13 protein-coding genes are annotated in these 16391 nt (G+C 66.2%); 9 read left to right on the top strand and 4 right to left on the bottom strand.

Going from position 1 to position 16391, the window contains the following annotated elements; translation table 11 throughout:
* The first annotated feature begins 143 nt into the window (after positions 1-143).
* The 7 genes from ilvN to FHS28_RS19030 all read left to right on the top strand — a co-directional run bounded on the left by ilvN (position 144) and on the right by FHS28_RS19030 (position 7800).
* Positions 144-635, top strand: a complete 492-nt coding sequence (gene ilvN / locus FHS28_RS19060) for an acetolactate synthase small subunit (RefSeq protein ID WP_088454609.1) — start codon at positions 144-146, stop codon at positions 633-635.
* Positions 636-714: 79 nt separating this feature from the next.
* On the top strand, positions 715-1731 hold the full coding sequence (gene ilvC / locus FHS28_RS19055; RefSeq protein WP_088454608.1) for a ketol-acid reductoisomerase: 1017 nt from the start codon (positions 715-717) through the stop codon (positions 1729-1731).
* Positions 1732-1836: 105 nt separating this feature from the next.
* Positions 1837-2691, top strand: a complete 855-nt coding sequence (gene pssA, locus FHS28_RS19050; protein WP_088454607.1) for a CDP-diacylglycerol--serine O-phosphatidyltransferase — start codon at positions 1837-1839, stop codon at positions 2689-2691.
* Positions 2692-2942: 251 nt separating this feature from the next.
* Positions 2943-4628 (top strand): 2-isopropylmalate synthase, encoded by a 1686-nt coding sequence (leuA, locus tag FHS28_RS19045; RefSeq protein WP_088454606.1) that lies wholly within the window; start codon positions 2943-2945, stop codon positions 4626-4628.
* A gap of 68 nt (positions 4629-4696) precedes the next feature.
* Positions 4697-6241 (top strand): 2-isopropylmalate synthase, encoded by a 1545-nt coding sequence (locus tag FHS28_RS19040; RefSeq protein ID WP_088454605.1) that lies wholly within the window; start codon positions 4697-4699, stop codon positions 6239-6241.
* Between the two features lie 123 nt (positions 6242-6364).
* On the top strand, positions 6365-7471 hold the full coding sequence (gene pbpG, locus FHS28_RS19035) for a D-alanyl-D-alanine endopeptidase (RefSeq protein WP_375140785.1): 1107 nt from the start codon (positions 6365-6367) through the stop codon (positions 7469-7471).
* A gap of 110 nt (positions 7472-7581) precedes the next feature.
* Positions 7582-7800 carry a hypothetical protein gene (locus tag FHS28_RS19030; protein WP_088454603.1) on the top strand — a complete coding sequence of 73 codons (219 nt, stop codon included), beginning with the start codon at positions 7582-7584 and terminating at the stop codon, positions 7798-7800.
* Between the two features lie 99 nt (positions 7801-7899).
* Here the strand turns inward: FHS28_RS19030 and FHS28_RS19025 are convergent, their stop codons facing one another.
* The 4 genes from FHS28_RS19025 to hpnC form a co-directional block, all read right to left on the bottom strand.
* Entirely contained in the window at positions 7900-8667 is a 768-nt protein-coding gene (locus tag FHS28_RS19025) for an IclR family transcriptional regulator (RefSeq protein ID WP_088454602.1), read from the bottom strand.
* 101 nt (positions 8668-8768) lie between these two features.
* Positions 8769-10073: a hydroxysqualene dehydroxylase HpnE gene (gene hpnE / locus FHS28_RS19020; protein WP_088454601.1), complete on the bottom strand. Its 1305-nt coding sequence runs from the start codon at positions 10071-10073 to the stop codon at positions 8769-8771.
* A 29-nt stretch (positions 10074-10102) separates the two neighbouring features.
* A complete protein-coding gene (gene hpnD, locus FHS28_RS19015; RefSeq protein ID WP_088454600.1) occupies positions 10103-10972 on the bottom strand; it encodes a presqualene diphosphate synthase HpnD in 870 nt (289 codons plus the stop codon).
* On the bottom strand, positions 10969-11838 hold the full coding sequence (hpnC, locus tag FHS28_RS19010) for a squalene synthase HpnC (protein ID WP_088454599.1): 870 nt from the start codon (positions 11836-11838) through the stop codon (positions 10969-10971). Before hpnC ends, hpnD begins: the two co-directional genes overlap by 4 nt.
* A 166-nt stretch (positions 11839-12004) precedes the next feature.
* Between hpnC and FHS28_RS19005 the strand changes: the two genes are divergently transcribed.
* Both FHS28_RS19005 and FHS28_RS19000 read left to right on the top strand, forming a co-directional pair.
* Complete coding sequence (locus FHS28_RS19005) at positions 12005-13198, top strand: efflux RND transporter periplasmic adaptor subunit (RefSeq protein WP_088454598.1); 1194 nt, start codon at positions 12005-12007, stop codon at positions 13196-13198.
* 13 nt (positions 13199-13211) lie between these two features.
* Positions 13212-16340 (top strand): efflux RND transporter permease subunit, encoded by a 3129-nt coding sequence (locus FHS28_RS19000; RefSeq protein ID WP_088454597.1) that lies wholly within the window; start codon positions 13212-13214, stop codon positions 16338-16340.
* Positions 16341-16391 lie beyond the last annotated feature (51 nt).

The following is a 16391-nucleotide window of genomic DNA, read 5'->3' as shown; positions in this document are numbered from 1 at the left end:
CGGACACGTTACCGCGTGACCGGCGACCGGCGACCCAAGCCACCAACGCCCGGAATGATCCCCCGAGCTCCCTGTCTTTGACCCCCGTGGCCAAGGGCCGTCGGTTACCGCCGTCGGTCTGAAGAGCGCGAAGGACAAACGTCATGAAACACATCATTGCATTGCTCATCGAGAACGAGCCGGGCGCGCTGTCGCGCGTGGTCGCCTTGTTCTCCGCCCGTGGCTACAACATCGAAAGCCTGACGGTGGCCGCCACGGAAGACGCGTCGCTCTCCCGGATGACCATCGTCACCAGCGGCAGCGACGACGTGATCGAGCAGATCACCAAGCATCTGAACCGCCTGATCGAAGTGGTCAAGGTGGTGGATCTCACCGAAGGTCGCTACATCGAGCGTGAGCTGATGCTGATCAAGGTGAGGGCGGTCGGCAAGGAGCGCGAAGAAATGAAGCGCACCGCCGACATCTTCCGCGGCCACATCATTGATGTGACCGAGAAGACCTACACCATCGAGCTGACCGGCGACGCCTCGAAGCTGGATGCCTTCATCGATGCGATCGACCGCGCGTCCATTCTGGAAACGGTCCGCACCGGCACCAGCGGCATCGGCCGCGGTGAGCGGATCCTGCGCGTCTGAGCGCAGCCGCCCGTCTCTCATCCCCATTTTTTGATTTTTTGCCCCGGCCAACAGCCGCAGAACCCCTGGAGAACCCACCATGAACGTCTACTACGACAAGGACGCTGACCTGAGCCTGATCAAGGGCAAGAACGTCACCATCATCGGTTATGGCTCACAAGGCCACGCCCATGCCCAGAACCTGAACGAGAGCGGTGTGAAGGTCACCGTGGGCCTGCGTCGGGGCGGCGCTTCCTGGTCCAAGGCGGAAGGCGCCGGCCTGAAGGTCGCCGAGATCGCCGATGCGGTGAAGTCGGCCGACGTGGTCATGATCCTGTTGCCGGACGAGCAGATCGCCGATGTCTACAAGAAGGACGTCGAGCCCCACATCAAGGCCGGCGCGTCGCTGGCGTTTGCCCACGGCTTCAACGTGCACTACGGCCAGGTGCAGCCGCGTGAAGACCTGGACGTGTGGATGGTGGCGCCCAAGGCCCCCGGCCACACCGTGCGCAACACCTACAAGCAGGGCGGCGGCGTGCCGCACCTGATCGCCGTCTATGCGGACAAGACCGGCAAGGCGCGTGACCTGGCCCTGAGCTATGCCGCAGCCAATGGCGGCGGCAAGGCCGGCATCATCCAGACCAGCTTCCGCGAAGAAACCGAAACCGACCTGTTCGGCGAACAGGCGGTGCTGTGCGGCGGTGCGGTCGAGCTGATCAAGGCCGGTTTCGAGACGCTGACGGAAGCCGGCTACGCGCCGGAGATGGCCTACTTCGAGTGCCTGCACGAACTGAAGCTGATCGTGGACCTGATCTACGAAGGCGGCATCGGCAACATGAACTACTCCATCTCCAACAATGCGGAGTATGGCGAGTACGTGACCGGCCCGCGTGTGGTGACCTCGGCCACCAAGGAAGCGATGCGCCAGTGCCTGAAGGACATCCAGACCGGTGAATACGCCAAGAGCTTCATCCTGGAAAACAAGGCCGGCGCGCCGACCCTCATCAGCCGCCGCCGCCTGACCGCTGAACACCCGATCGAGCAGGTCGGCGAACAGCTGCGCGCCATGATGCCCTGGATCAAGGCCAACAAGCTGGTCGACAAGAGCAAGAACTAAACCCCGGCTTCCGGGTGTTTCCGGGGTGTAACCTCGGTCAAAAGCCGCGCAGGGCTGGCCCTGGCGCGGCTTTTCCTTTGGGGGGCTGAGTTATCCTTCGGGCCCATGAATGCATCCCAAAACAACAAGGTGGATCTGCTGGACGAGGAGGAGGAGGCGGATGCCGAGGCCCTCGATCTGCCGCGCCGCCGTCGCAAGGGCATCTACATCCTGCCCAACCTGTTTACCCTGGCCGCGCTCTTCAGCGGTTTCTACGCCATCGTGATGGCGATCAGCGGCCGCTTCGAACAGTCTGCCTACGGCATCTTTGCCGCCATGGTGCTGGACAGCCTCGATGGCCGCGTGGCCCGGATGACCAACACCCAGAGCACCTTCGGCGAGCAGATGGACAGCCTGTCCGACATGGTCTCCTTCGGCGCTGCGCCGGCGCTGATCATGTATTCGTGGGCGCTGCAGGGCCTGGGCAAGTGGGGCTGGTTCGCCGCCTTTGTCTACATCGCCGGGGCCGCGCTGCGCCTGGCCCGCTTCAACACGAATCTGGCCGTGGTGGATCGCCGCTTCTTCCAGGGCGTGCCCAGTCCCGCCGCTGCCGCGCTGGTGGTCGGTTTCATCTGGGTGATGGACGATGCGGGCTACAAGCTGGTCTACCAGGACCCGGTGCTGGCCTGGGTGGCCTTCGGCTTCACCGTGTATGCGGGCCTGACCATGGTGACCAATGCGCCGTTCTACAGCTTCAAGGATGTGAGCTTCAAGCGCTCGGTGCCGTTCATCGTGATCGTGGCGATTGCGCTGGCCATTGCGGTGATCAACATCCATCCGCCATCGGTGCTGTTTGCGGTGTTCTGCCTCTATGGCATCTCGGGGTATGTGGTCTACGCCGTCAAGCGGGCCAAGGGCAAGCCGGTGAGCGTGATCGCCACCTCCACCGATGAGCCCGATGAAGCCGGCCTTCATCGCTGACGAAGGGTGGCAAGGCCGCCAAGCCGAATCCGGCGTTGACGCCAGTCGGGCGGCGCCTCTATATTCAGTGCCCATGACGTTCTCTGCACACATTGCGCTGCTACTACGAGGCGACCTCCGGGTTCGCTAGATCGCGCACGTCCCTGCACCACAGACGTCTTCCCCAGATCAACGGCCCGAATGCAACCCGCAGCGGGCCGTTGTTCATTTCCAAAGGCTGCGAGTTGCGACCCTGAACCCCAGGAACGCTCATGCTCAAGCAACCGCACCTCAAGTACCGCGCCTTTGCCCCCATTCAACTTCCGGATCGCCGCTGGCCCAGCGTGCAGATCACGAAGGCGCCGCTGTGGCTGAGCACCGACCTGCGGGACGGCAACCAGGCCCTGATCGAGCCGATGGATCCGGAGCGCAAGCTGCGCATGTTCCAGATGCTGGTGCGCATCGGCTTCAAGGAGATCGAGGTCGGTTTCCCGTCGGCCTCGCAGACGGACTTTGACTTCGTGCGCCTGCTGATCGAGCAGGGCCACATCCCCGATGACGTCACCATCCAGGTGCTGACGCAGGCGCGTCAGCCGCTGATCGAGCGCACTTTTGAATCCCTCAAGGGGGCCAGGCGGGCGGTGGTGCACCTCTACAACGCAGTGGCGCCAGTGATGCGCCGGGTGGTGCTGGGCATGGACGAAGATCAGATCGTGGATCTGGCTGTCACCCACACCCGGATGATCCGCGAACTGGTGGACGCGAATCCCGAGACCGAATTCGGCTACGAATACTCGCCGGAGATGTTCTCCAACACCGAGCTGGCATTCTCCAAGCGGGTGGTGGACGCCGTCACCGAAGCCTGGGGCGCGACGCCGGAGCGCAAGGTGATCATCAACCTGCCGACCACCGTCGAGAACGCGACGCCCAACTGCTTCGCCGACATGATCGAGTGGATGGTCCGCCACATCGAGCGACGCGACAGCGTGATTCTGTCGGTGCATCCGCACAACGACCGCGGCACCGGCACCGCCGCGGCCGAACTGGCCCTGATGGCCGGCGCGGACCGGGTGGAAGGTTGCCTCTTCGGCAACGGCGAGCGCACCGGCAATCTCGACCTGGTGAATGTGGCGCTGAACCTCTACACCCAGGGCGTGCACCCGAATCTCGATTTTTCGGACATCGACGACATCCGCCGCTGCGTCGAGCATTGCAATCAGCTGCCGGTGCATCCGCGACATCCGTATGTGGGTGAGCTGGTCTACACCTCCTTCTCCGGCTCGCATCAGGATGCCATCAAGAAGGCCTTCTCCGTCCGCAAGGAAGGTGATGTCTGGGAGATCCCCTACCTGCCGATCGATCCCAAGGACCTGGGCCGCAGCTACGAGGCGGTCATCCGCGTGAACAGCCAGTCCGGCAAGGGCGGCATCTCGTATCTGCTCGAGGCGGAATACGGCATTGAGCTGCCGCGCCGTCTGCAGATCGAGTTCAGCCAGATCGTCCAGCAGGTGATGGATACCAACGGCAAGGAACTGGGCGCTGCGGACCTCTGGCAGATCTTCGACCGCGAATACGGCGTCAAGCAGGCCCCGGCGCTGCAGCCGCAGATCGGCATCACCGAAGACGGCCAGACCCAGGTGACCGCGCAGGCCGACCTGTGTGTGCGCATGGTCAAGGTGCAAGGCCAGGGCAAGGGCCCGATCGACGCCTTTGTCGAGGGCCTGAACCGCGTCCTGCAGACCCAGGTGCGAGTGCTGGACTACCATGAGCATGCCTTGGGCAGCGGTGCCGATGCACAGGCCGTCGCCTACCTGGAACTGCGGGTCGGCGAGCACACGCTGTTTGGCGTGGGCATGGATGGCAACATTGCATCGGCCTCGCTCAAGGCGATCGTCTCCGGACTGCGCCGGGCGGCGCAGCGCGGCCAGCTCAAGCTGGTGCGCCTCCAGGCCGCCTGATCGCGGCCTGATCGCGGTCTCATCGCCGCCCCACCCGAGCAGCAAGCCAGGAAGCCAGGAAGCCCGACATGTCCACATCGCAACTGATCATCTTCGACACCACCCTGCGCGACGGTGAACAATCGCCCGGAGCGTCCATGACCAAGGACGAAAAGCTGCGTATCGCGCGGCAACTCGAGCGGTTGAAGGTGGACGTGATCGAGGCCGGCTTTGCGGCGGCCAGCCAGGGCGACTTCGAGGCGGTGCGCGCCATCGCCGACACCATCCGCGAGAGCACCGTCTGCTCGCTGGCCCGGGCGAATGACCGGGACATCAGCCGGGCGGCGGAAGCGCTCAAGGGCGCGGCCCGGTCGCGCATCCACACCTTCATCGCCACCAGCGAACTCCATATGGAGAAGAAGCTGCGCATGACGCGGGAGCAGGTGCTGGAGCAGGCGATCCAGGCGGTGCGCTTCGCCCGCAACCTGACGGATGACATCGAGTTCTCCCCCGAGGACGGCTACCGTTCCGACCCGGTCTTCCTGGCTCAGGTGGTGGAAGCAGTGATCCGCGAGGGCGCCCGCACCATCAACATTCCGGACACCGTCGGCTACGCCATCCCGGAGCTCTACGGCAACTTCATCCGCGAACTGCGGGAGCGGGTGCCCAATTCCGACCAGGCGATCTGGAGCGTGCACTGCCACAACGACCTGGGCATGGCGGTGGCCAATTCGCTGGCCGGTGTGAAGATCGGCGGCGCCCGGCAGGTGGAATGCACCATCAACGGCCTGGGCGAGCGGGCGGGCAACTGCTCGCTGGAAGAGGTGGTGATGGCGGTGAAGACCCGCCGCGACTACTTCGGCCTGGACGTGCGGGTGGACCCCTCACAGATCGTGCCGGCCTCCCGCATGGTGTCGCAGACCACCGGTTTCGTGGTGCAGCCCAACAAGGCGGTGGTCGGAGCCAATGCCTTCGCCCATGCCTCGGGCATCCACCAGGACGGTGTGCTCAAGGCGCGGGACACTTACGAAATCATGCGGGCCGAAGACGTGGGCTGGTCCGCCAACAAGATCGTGCTGGGCAAGCTCTCCGGTCGCAACGCCTTCAAGCAGCGGCTGCAGGAGCTGGGCGTGCAACTGGGCTCCGAGGCCGAAATCAACGCCGCCTTCCAGCGCTTCAAGGACCTGGCCGACCGCAAGGCGGAGATCTTCGACGAGGACATCCTCGCCCTGGTGATGGACGAATCCGCCGCGCATGAGCAGGAGCGCTACCGCCTCGTCGCCCTGGCGCAGCGGTCGGAAACGGGCGAGCGGCCCCATGCGCAGGTCGTGTTCTCCGACGCCGACCAGGAAGTGCGCACCGAGAGCGAAGGCAATGGTCCGGTCGACGCGGTTCTCAGAGCGATCGAGACCAAAGTGCAAAGTGGTGCCGAATTGCTGCTGTATTCGGTGAACGCCATCACCAGCGGAAGCACAGAATCGCAGGGTGAAGTCACGGTGCGTTTGCAGCATGCCGGGCGAGTGGTGAACGGGGTCGGGGCAGATCCTGATATCGTCGTCGCTTCCGCCAAAGCATATTTGAGTGCGTTGAACAAGTTGCAAAGCAGGACGGAACGGGTCGCGGCCCAGGGCTGAAACAGTCGAGGATTCTTCACTTTAAGAGCGTGAAGTAAGTCCTTGATCTTGCCGGTCTTTCTGCGATCCTCTACACTCTGCCCGACTGATCTGGGGACCGGATTGAAGACCATAGCGACATTGCTGTCTGGTGCCGCGCTGAGCGGAGTGCTACTGCTGGCGGGTACTGGCGTGCTGCTGCTGCCTGTTCAGGCGGCAGAGGCGGCGACGTCCTCCAAGGCCGGCACCAAGACCTCCAAGACTTCCAGCAAGACCACAGCCACGCGCACGGCCAAGCCGGCGCCGCGTTCGCCCCGCAAGGTCGCCGCTCGTGCGGCCGCCCGCGAAGTGGCGGTGGTGGTGCCTCCCAAACCTTCGTTCGGCCAGATGTACGGCCTGCATGACACGGAAGATCCGCTGGATCTGAAATCCAGTGTCGCGCTGGTGCTGGATCAGGACACCAACGAAGTCCTGTTCTCCAAGAATCCGCAGGCCGTGCTGCCCATCGCCTCCATCACCAAGTTGATGACGGCGCTGCTGGTGGTCGAAGCCAAGCAGGACCTGGACGAAAAGATCACCATCACCGACGACGACAAGGACACCGAGAAGTTCACCAGCTCGCGTCTGGCGGTCGGCACCACGCTCACCCGCGGCGAGCTGCTGCATCTGGCGCTGATGTCCTCGGAAAACCGGGCGGCCCATGCACTGGGGCGCAACTATCCCGGGGGTCTGGAGACCTTCGTGGCGGCGATGAACACCAAGGCCCAGCTGCTGGGCATGGGCGACACGCACTATGTGGAGCCCACCGGGCTCTCCAGCCGCAACCAGTCCAGCGCGCGTGACCTGGCGGTGCTGGTCAAGACGGCGCATCAGTTTCCGCTGATCCGCGAACTGTCCACGTCGCCGGAATACACCGTGGCCCTGGGCCGCCGTCAGGTGCGCTTTGGCACCACCAACGGCCTGGTGCGCAAGTCTGATTGGGACATCGGCCTGCAAAAGACCGGCTTCATCAACGAAGCAGGTCAATGTCTGGTGATGCAGGCCCAGATGGCCGGTCGCAAGCTGATCATGGTGTTCCTGGATTCCGCCGGCAAGTATTCCCGGATTGGCGACGCCGAACGGGTGCGCAAGTGGCTGCTCGGCACCACCTCGCCGATTGGCGGTCCCGCTTCGGCCCTGACCGCAGCGACCGCCGCCACGGCAGTGCCCACGCCCACGGCGGCGGTGGCGCTCACCCCGGCGGTCAAATAAGACGCGCGAGCTGCGGATTCATCCGCATACAGCAGACGGCGGGCTTCGGCCCGCTTTGTTTTTTGTCGGGCATGATGCTTGCACAACCCGGCCCAGACACAGGAGCTCCCATGAAAACAATCGATGAAATGCTGAGTCTGGACCTGCTGACGGCCGAGCAACATCAGCAGATCGGCCTATGGATTGCGGAGGCGGATTCGCCGGAAGCGATTCTTCAGATGCCCAGCGAGCTCTGGCAGGCGGTGGAGCGCGCCAGCGAGATCATGGGGGTGGATGCCGACCTGCTTCGGCCCCCGGCGCTCGATGCGGGTGGGGTCGTCACGGGCTGAGCGCCCTTTCCGCTGCAGTCAGGCACCGCGGTGGATGCGCCGCGGTACGGCTGCGCGGCGGTCCGGCAGCTGAGCCGCGGCCCCTCGCCATGGCGAGGTTCAGCCGCGAAAACCCAGCGCTGCGGAGATCCTCGACGCCGTTTCCTTGAGCTTGGGCATCCAGGCCTCTTCCAGCCGGTCCGCGGGCGCGGAGATGGACAGACCCGCGACCAGCTTGCCCTGGTCGTCGTAGATGCCGGCGGCCATGCAGCGCACGCCCAGTTCCAGTTCTTCGTCGTCCCGTGCCACGCCGCGCTGGCGCACCAGGGCCATTTCGCGCTCCAGCAGCGCCACATCGGTCAGGCTGTTGCGGGTATGGCCGCTCAGGCCGGTGCGGGTCGCATAGGCGCGCACCCGCTGCGGATCGTCGCTGGCCAGAAAGAGCTTGCCCACCGAGGTGAGGTGCAGCGGCGCACGCCCGCCCACCGCGCGCACGACCTGCATGCCGGAGCGCTCGCTGTAGGTGCGCTCGATGTAGACGATCTCGTCGCCCTGGCGCACTGACAGGTTGACCGGTTGATGGGTCAGCTTGTGCAGCTCGCGCATCGGGCCGATGGCGGCCTCACGCACATCCAGCCGGGCCTTGACCAGGTTGCCCAGCTCCAGCAGGCGCATGCCCAGCCGGTAGCTGCCGGCCTCCGGACGGTCCACGAAGCGGCCCAGGGCGAGGTCATTCAGGATGCGGTGCGCGGTGGAAGGATGAAGACCGGTGGTCTCGCTGATGACTTTCAGCGAGACGGGATCCTGATGCTGGGCCAGCACGTCCAGCAGGGAGAACATCCGCTCCATCACCTGGATGGCGGGGGTCTGCAGCTCCTTGGATTTCATGCGGCCATTGTGAAGGATTTCCCTCCGGTTGCGCATGGCGAAAACTAGGGCCCCGCATCCAGCGTCGTTTCCGCCCATCAGTGGGGCGGAGGCCCGTTGGGTTATCGCATGACGGAACGGGCGGCGGCCAGGCCGCTCATCACCGCCCCTTCGAGCGTCGCGGGGTAGGGACCGTCCAGGTAATCCCCCGCCGCGACCAAACCCGGCAGCAGGGCGGCTGGCGGACGTTGCAGGCCGGGCGTGCAGGCGAAGGTGGCCCGCTTTTCACTGAGCACGCGGTGCAGCCGCGGCGGCGAGTGCCAGGTCAACACCCGGCGGGCCTGCGCCAGGGTGGCCTCGGCAGCGGCGTCCAGTCCACGGTCCACCCAGGGGGCGGCGCCGCTGATGACAAAGCTGAAGAGGCCCGGGCGCTGCGCCAGCTGGCCCAGGTCGAAGGCGAATTGCGCGGGCTCATCGCTCGATTCATGCAGGGCGACCATGGGCGCGGGCAGATGGGATCCCGGACTCTCGATGTAGACGGTGATGATCGGCTGGAACTCGAAGGCCGCCGTGCGTGCACTCCAGTCCGGGCACAGCGTCTGGGTCAGGCGGGCGGCTTCCACCGAGCTGGTGGCCAGGACCACGGCATCGGCGGTCAGCGGGGTGTCGCTGCCGGTCTGAAGCGTCCAGCCGCTGGGCGAGCGGCGCAGGGCCTGGACCCGCGCGTGATGGACGTCGGCGCCTCGGGCCAGCAGATAGGCCCGCGCCGGTTCGGGCAGCAGGGCACTCAGACCCTGGCTGGGCAACAGCAGATCTGCGCTGCCGGGGCCGCTGAAAAGCGCGTCCTTGAGCACCCGCAAAAAGACCTGGGCGCTGGCCTGGGCCGCAGGTGTATTGAGAGCCGCGACGCACAGCGGATCAATCAGATCCTCGCGGACCCGCCGGGGCAGGGCAGCGGTAAGGGCCGCAACACTCAAGGAAGGATCGCAGCGAAAGCCGGTGGCCATCCAGCGGCTGCTGTGCATCAGGAAACCCAGCCGGTCGGCCCAGGACCAGGCGCTGCAGGCCAGCACGCCACGGGTGAAGGCGAGCCACGGCGGACCGCCGGGCAGCGTCAGCGTCTCGCGATCCGGATACCGCAGACGCAAGCGCGTGCGCAGCAGCGCCTGCGACGGATCGACGCCCACCCGGCGCATCAGTCCCAGGCTGTGGGTGTAGGCACCGATGAGGATGTGCTGGCCGTTGTCCAGCGCGTCGGCACCGTCGCCCAGGCTCCGCGCGCGGCCGCCCAGGCGCGGCGCCATCTCGATCAGCGTGACCCGGGCGCCGAGGTCGCTGGCTTCCACGGCTGCCGCCAGGCCCGCCCAGCCGCCGCCAATGACAGCGACGTGTCGGGCGAGCGCGGCCGACCCTGCCGAAGCGGCCACCCCCGCAGCCCTCGGCGCTGCGCCCCCGCTCACCGGCCGCGCCAGTTGGTCCGCATCGCGATCCAGAGCTTGCGCACCGGCGTCAGCGAGATCCGCTGATGCAGCACCTGGAAGTTTTCCGCCTCGATCTCGCGCAGCAGCGTGCGGTAGATGTTGGCCATCATCAGCCCAGGCTTCTGGGCCTTGCGGTCCTCGTCGGCCAGCAGGCTGAACGCTTCGTCATAGAGCGCATGGGCGCGGTCCGCCTGGAACTTCATCAGCGCGGTGAAACGGTCGCTGTAGCCCCAGGGCGCCTCGCGCTTGAGGATCTCGTGCGCCTTCACATCGAACTGCTGCAGCTCCGACACCGGCAGGTAGATGCGGCCGCGGCGAGCGTCATCGCCCACATCGCGAATGATGTTGGTCAGCTGCATTGCCAGACCCAGCTTGTGGGCATAGTCCACCGTGCGGGCGGCGCGGCGGCCGAAGATGCCCGACGCCACTTCCCCCACCACGCCAGCCACCAGATGGCAATAGCGCTGCAGGCCGGCGAAGTCGAGGTAGCGGGTCTGGTCCAGGTCCATCTGGCAGCCGTCGATCACCGCCAGGCAGTGTTCGGCCCGGATGTCGTAGTCGGCGCAGTGCGGCATCAGGGCCTTCATCGCCGGATGCTGCGGCTGCCCGGCAAAGGCGCCCATCACTTCCTTGCGCCACCAGGCCAGCTTGGTCGCGGCGACGCCAGGGTCGGAGACCTCGTCCACCACATCGTCCACTTCGCGGCAGAAGGCGTAGAAGGCGGTGATGGCCGCGCGGCGGGGAGGGGGCAGGAACAGAAAGGCGTAATAAAAGCTCGAGCCGCTCTGGGCGGCTTTCTGTTGCACGTACTGTTCGGGCGTGGACGGGGCAGTGGGCGCGTTCATGGGGTGATCTCCGGATGCCGCGAACGTGCCTGCGGCTCAGGGGCTCGCATGCGCAGGGCCGCCCACAGCAGCGCCGGCGCGTCCGAAGCGCGCAGGCGGGGGCGTTGCACCAGGGCAGCAAAGTGCATGGCTTCCAGTTTCTGAAGAATTCGCAGGCCGCCTTGTACCACCAAGCGCAGCTCCCAGCCGGCACGTCCGGGCAGCTGGAACACCAGCGGCGCGCCTTCCAGCATCAGGGCGCGGGCCCAGCCGCACAGATCGGCAATCAAGGCGCGGGCCGCCGGGCTGTCTTGCAGCGCCAACAGTTGCTGTCCCTGGAGGCCATGACGCTGCAGATCGGTCTCGGGGGCATACACCCGGCCGCGGGGACCGTCGATGGTGAAGTCCTGCCAGAAGTTGATCAGCTGCAGGGCGCTGCAGATGGCGTCCGACCGGGCCAGGGCCACCGGATCGTTCAGGCCGTACAGATGCAGCAGCAGGCGTCCCACCGGATTGGCGGAGCGGCGGCAGTAGTCCAGCAGTTCGGCCCGGTCGGCATAGGACTGCTTGACCAGGTCCTGTTCGAAGGCGTCCAGCAGATCTTCCAGCAAGGCCACGGGCAGCCGGTGTTCGACCAGCGCCACACCCAGCGCACGGAACACTGTACGCTCCCAGCGCGGCGACGGCGCCTGACCGGCCGCCACGGCACGCAGGTCAGCCCGAAAGGCCGCCAGATCCGCCAGCCGTTCGGCGGCGGTCGCGTTGCCTTCGTCGGCCAGATCATCCGCCGTGCGGGCGAAGTGGTAGATGGCGGTGATCGGCGGCCGCAACGCGGGCGGACACAGCCAGGAGGCCACCGGAAAGTTTTCGTAGTGCTCTATGCTCACGGGCCGGATTGTCCGCGACCCTGGCGGGTCCGGCAGCACCGGAGAGGGGCAAGACCGTCTAAGGAGCAGTTTGACACTTGGATACCCTCTGAATACATTACTGACCGGTCAGTCAGTTACTGCTTGCGGCGGCTCCTTGGGCGCCGCTTTCACGTCGAGGTGCTTCATGCCCCATCAGTTTCTTGTGTCGTCGGGTTCGCGGCTGCTCAGCCGGGTGTTGCTGTCCCTGCCCGTGGTGGCGCTGGTCGCCTGCGGTCAGCATGAACAGCCGCCGGAACCCGATCGCTATGTGCGCACCCAGGTGCTGACCGCGCAGTCGGCCGGCATGCAGCGCGAATATGCGGCGGAAGTGCGGGCCCGCCTGGAATCGCGTTTGTCGTTCCGCGTTGGCGGCAAGCTGCTCGAGCGCAAGGTGGACCTGGGCACGGTGGTCAAGCCCGGGCAGGTGCTGGCGCGTCTGGACAGCCAGGATCTGATGCTGGCGCAGGAGGCGGCGAAGGCCTCGGTGCTGGCCGCCAAGGTCAACCGCGACCAGCTCGGTGCCGACTACCGGCGTTATATCGACCTGCATCGCCAGGGTTTCATCAGCGCCGCTGAACTCGACCGTCGGGATGCCGCCTTCAAGGCCGCGCAGGCGCAATACGAACAGGCCCGCGCCCAGTCCGACGTCCAGCGTAACCAGTCCCAGTATTCCTCGCTGGTGGCCGATGCCGCCGGCGTCGTGACCGGGGTGGATGCCGAACCCGGCATGGTGGTGGCCGCCGGCACGCCGATCGTGCGCGTGGCCAACGACGGCCCGCGGGACATCGTGTTCTCCGTCCCCGAAGACCAGGTGCCGCTGGTGCGCGCCGCCGCCGCCCAGCCGGGCGGCCTGAGTGTGCGTCTGTGGACCGACGCCAAGGACACACCGCGCCCGATCGAACTGCGTGAACTGGCGGCGTCGGCCGACCCGGTGACCCGCACCTTCCTGGCCAAGGCGGAACTCAAGGGCGCCGATGTGCGCCTGGGCCAGACGGCCACGGTGGTGCTCACCGGCACCCAGTCCGACCAGGCCATCAAGCTGCCGCTGAGCGCGGTTGCCGAGATTCAGGGCCGCAGCGCCGTGCTGCTGCTGGACGGCAAGACCATGACGGTGCAGCCGCGTCCGGTGCAGGTGGTCGGCGCCGAAGGCAACGACCTGATCGTCCAGGGCCTGACGCCCGGCATGGAAGTGGTGACCGCCGGTGCCCATGTGCTGACCCCGGGCCAGAAGGTGAAGCGTTTCCGTCCGCCCGGCCCGCCGGCGGAAGGCACGTCGCCGACGGCTGCCGCGCCCACCGCTTCGGCGGTGCCTGTGGCCGGCGCCTCGTCGCAGCGCTGATCGGAGCGGTCCCATGAGCAACCCGAGCCGCGCCGGATTCAACCTCTCGCGCTGGGCGCTGGAGCATGCCCCCCTGACGCGCTACCTGATGGTGGTGCTGATGATCCTGGGCTTTGCCGCCTACTTCCAGCTGGGGCAGGATGAAGATCCGCCCTTCACCTTCCGCGCCATGGTGGTGCAGGCCTACTGGCCGGGCGCCACGCCGCAGCAGATGGCCGAGCAGGTGACCGACAAGATCGAACGCACCCTGCAGGAAGTGCCGCATGCGGACAAGATCCGCAGCTACACCAAACCCGGCGAATCGCTGACCATCTTCCAGGTGAAGGACAGCACCTCTCCAGGCGAGGTGCCCAACCTCTGGTACACCGTCCGCAAGAAGATCGGCGACATGCGGGCCACGCTGCCGCAGGGGGTGCTCGGCCCGTTCTTCAACGATGAATTCGGGGATGTCTACGGCTCCATCTTCGCGCTGAATTCCGACGGCGGCTTCAGCATGGAAGAGCTGCGCCAGCAGGCGGAAGCGGTGCGCTCCGAACTGCTGCGCCTGCCGGACGTCGCCAAGGTCGATCTGTTCGGCGTGCAGGCGGAAAAGCTGTACGTCGAGATTTCTCAGAAGCGGCTCGCCGAGCTGGGCCTGGACTTCAACCAGGTCGTGGCGCAGCTCAATGCGCAAAATGCGGTGGAGAGCGCCGGCGTGATGGATGCCGGCACCAGCAAGGTCGAGATCCGTGTCGAAGGCCAGCTCAATTCGGTGCAGGCGCTGAATGAGTTCCCCATCCGCGGCGTCAACACCACCACGGGTGTGGCCAGCAGCCTGCGTCTGGGAGATATCGCCACGGTGCGCCGCGGCTTTGTCGACCCGGCCTCCACCATGGTCCGCTATCAGGGCCACCAGGTGGTGGCGATGGGCGTGTCCATGGGCAAGGGCGGCGACATCATCGCCCTGGGCAAGGCCTTGAGGAAGGCCACCGAACGCATCCAGAAGACGCTGCCCGCCGGCATGTCGCTGGCGCAGATCCAGGACCAGCCGCAGGCGGTGAAGACCTCGGTGGGCGAGTTTGTGCACGTGCTGATCGAAGCCGTGGTCGTGGTGCTGGGCGTGAGCTTCATCAGCCTGGGCCTGCACACCAAGCCGCTGCGCATCGACGTGTGGCCAGGGCTGGTGGTGGGCATCACGATTCCGCTGGTGCTGGCCATCACCTTCGTCGTGATGTATTACGCCGGCGTGGGGCTGCACAAGATCTCGCTGGGCTCGCTGATCATCGCGCTGGGCCTGCTGGTGGACGACGCCATCATTGCGGTGGAAATGATGGTCCGCAAGCTGGAAGAGGGCTACGACAAGATGCATGCGGCCACGTATGCCTATGACGTGACCGCCAAGCCGATGCTGACCGGCACTTTGATCACCGCCGTGGGGTTCCTGCCCATCGGCCTGGCCAAGTCCACGGTGGGTGAATACACCTTCGCCATCTTTGCGGTGACCGCCGCGGCGCTGGTGATCTCGTGGTTCGTCTCGGTGTACTTCGTGCCTTATCTGGGCGCGCTGCTGCTCAAGACCCGCGCCGGGCACGAGGGTGAATCGCACGAGGTCTTCGACACGCCGTTCTACACCCGGTTCCGCCGTCTGGTGGCCTGGTGTGTGCATCACCGCTGGAAGACCATCGCGACGACCATTCTGGTGTTCGTGCTGGGTCTGGTCGGCATGGGCAAGGTGCAGCAGCAGTTCTTCCCCGACTCGAGCCGCCCGGAAATCCTGGTGGACCTGTGGCTGCCGGAAGGCGCCACCATCGAGGAAAGCCATGCGGTGGCCAAGCGCTTTGAAGCCCGCATGATGAAGGACCCGCTGGTCGGCAGCATCACCACCTGGGTGGGCTCCGGCGTGCCGCGCTTCTATCTGCCGCTGGACCAGATCCTGCCCAACTCCAATGTGAGCCAGGCCATCATCCTGCCCAGGTCCCTGGCCGACCGGGAGGTGCTGCGCAAGCGCCTGCCGACGCTGCTGGCGTCGGAGTTCTCCGAGGTGCGCGGCCGTGTGAAGCTGCTGCCCAATGGGCCGCCGGTGCCGTATCCGGTGCAGTTCCGCATCGCGGGGGATGATCCGGCGCTGCTGCGCCAGGCGGCGGACAAGGCCAAGGAGGTCATGCGCGGCAATCCCAACATGCTGGGCGTGAATGACGACTGGAACGAGGCCATCAAGGTGCTGCACCTGGATGTGGACCAGGACAAGGCACGCGCCCTGGGCGTGACCAGCCAGGGCATCTCCCAGGCGGTGCGCCTGCTGCTGACCGGCAACACCGTCGGCCAGTACCGCGAAGCGGACCGGCTCATCGACATCGTGCTGCGCCAGCCAGTGGCCGAGCGTGACACGCTGACCAAGCTGGCCAATGCCTACGTCACCACCGCCTCCGGCCGAGCGGTCCCGCTGACCCAGGTGGCCAAGCCGCGCCTGAGCTGGGAGCCGGGGGTGATGCACCGGGAAGGGCGCCAGTACGCCATCACCGTGCAGGGCGACGTCATCGAAGGCCTGCAGGGCGCGACGGTGACCGACCAGGTCTGGCCCAAGATCCGTGACATCGGCAAGGAACTGCCGCCCGGCTACAACATCACCATCGCCGGTGCGGTGGAGGAAAGCAGCAAGGGCACCGGCTCGATCGCCGCCGGCGTGCCGATCATGCTGTTCATCACCTTCACCCTGCTGATGCTGCAGCTGCACAGCTTCTCCCGCGCCATGCTGGCCTTCCTGACCGGCTTCCTCGGCATCGCCGGCGTCTCCGCCGCGCTGCTGCTGCTGAACCGGCCGTTCGGTTTCGTGGCGCTGCTGGGGGTCATCGCGCTGATGGGCATGATCCAGCGGAACTCGGTGATCCTGATCGACCAGATCGAGCAGGACCGCAGCCGCGGCGTGCCGCCGGCGCAGGCCATCGTCGAGTCCGCCGTGCGTCGTCTGCGCCCGATCGCGCTGACCGCGGCCGCCGCGGTGCTGGCCATGGTGCCGCTGTCGCGCAGCGTGTTCTGGGGCCCGATGGCCGTGGCCATCATGGGCGGCCTGATCGTGGCCACCGTGCTCACGCTGCTGGCCCTGCCGGCGATGTATGCAGCCTGGTTCCGGATTGAGCGGGACCCCTCCGTCGGTCGCGCCTGACCCCACCCCCGGGCTTACCCGCCCCCCGGGGCGCGGAAACCGCGCTTCTAA

The sequence above is a fragment of the Roseateles terrae genome (genome assembly GCF_014192155.1).
Taxonomy (GTDB): Bacteria; Pseudomonadota; Gammaproteobacteria; order Burkholderiales; family Burkholderiaceae_C; genus Roseateles; species Roseateles terrae.
The sequence above is the reverse complement of the archived record's forward strand: the minus strand, read 5'-3'. Positions and strand labels throughout refer to the sequence as shown.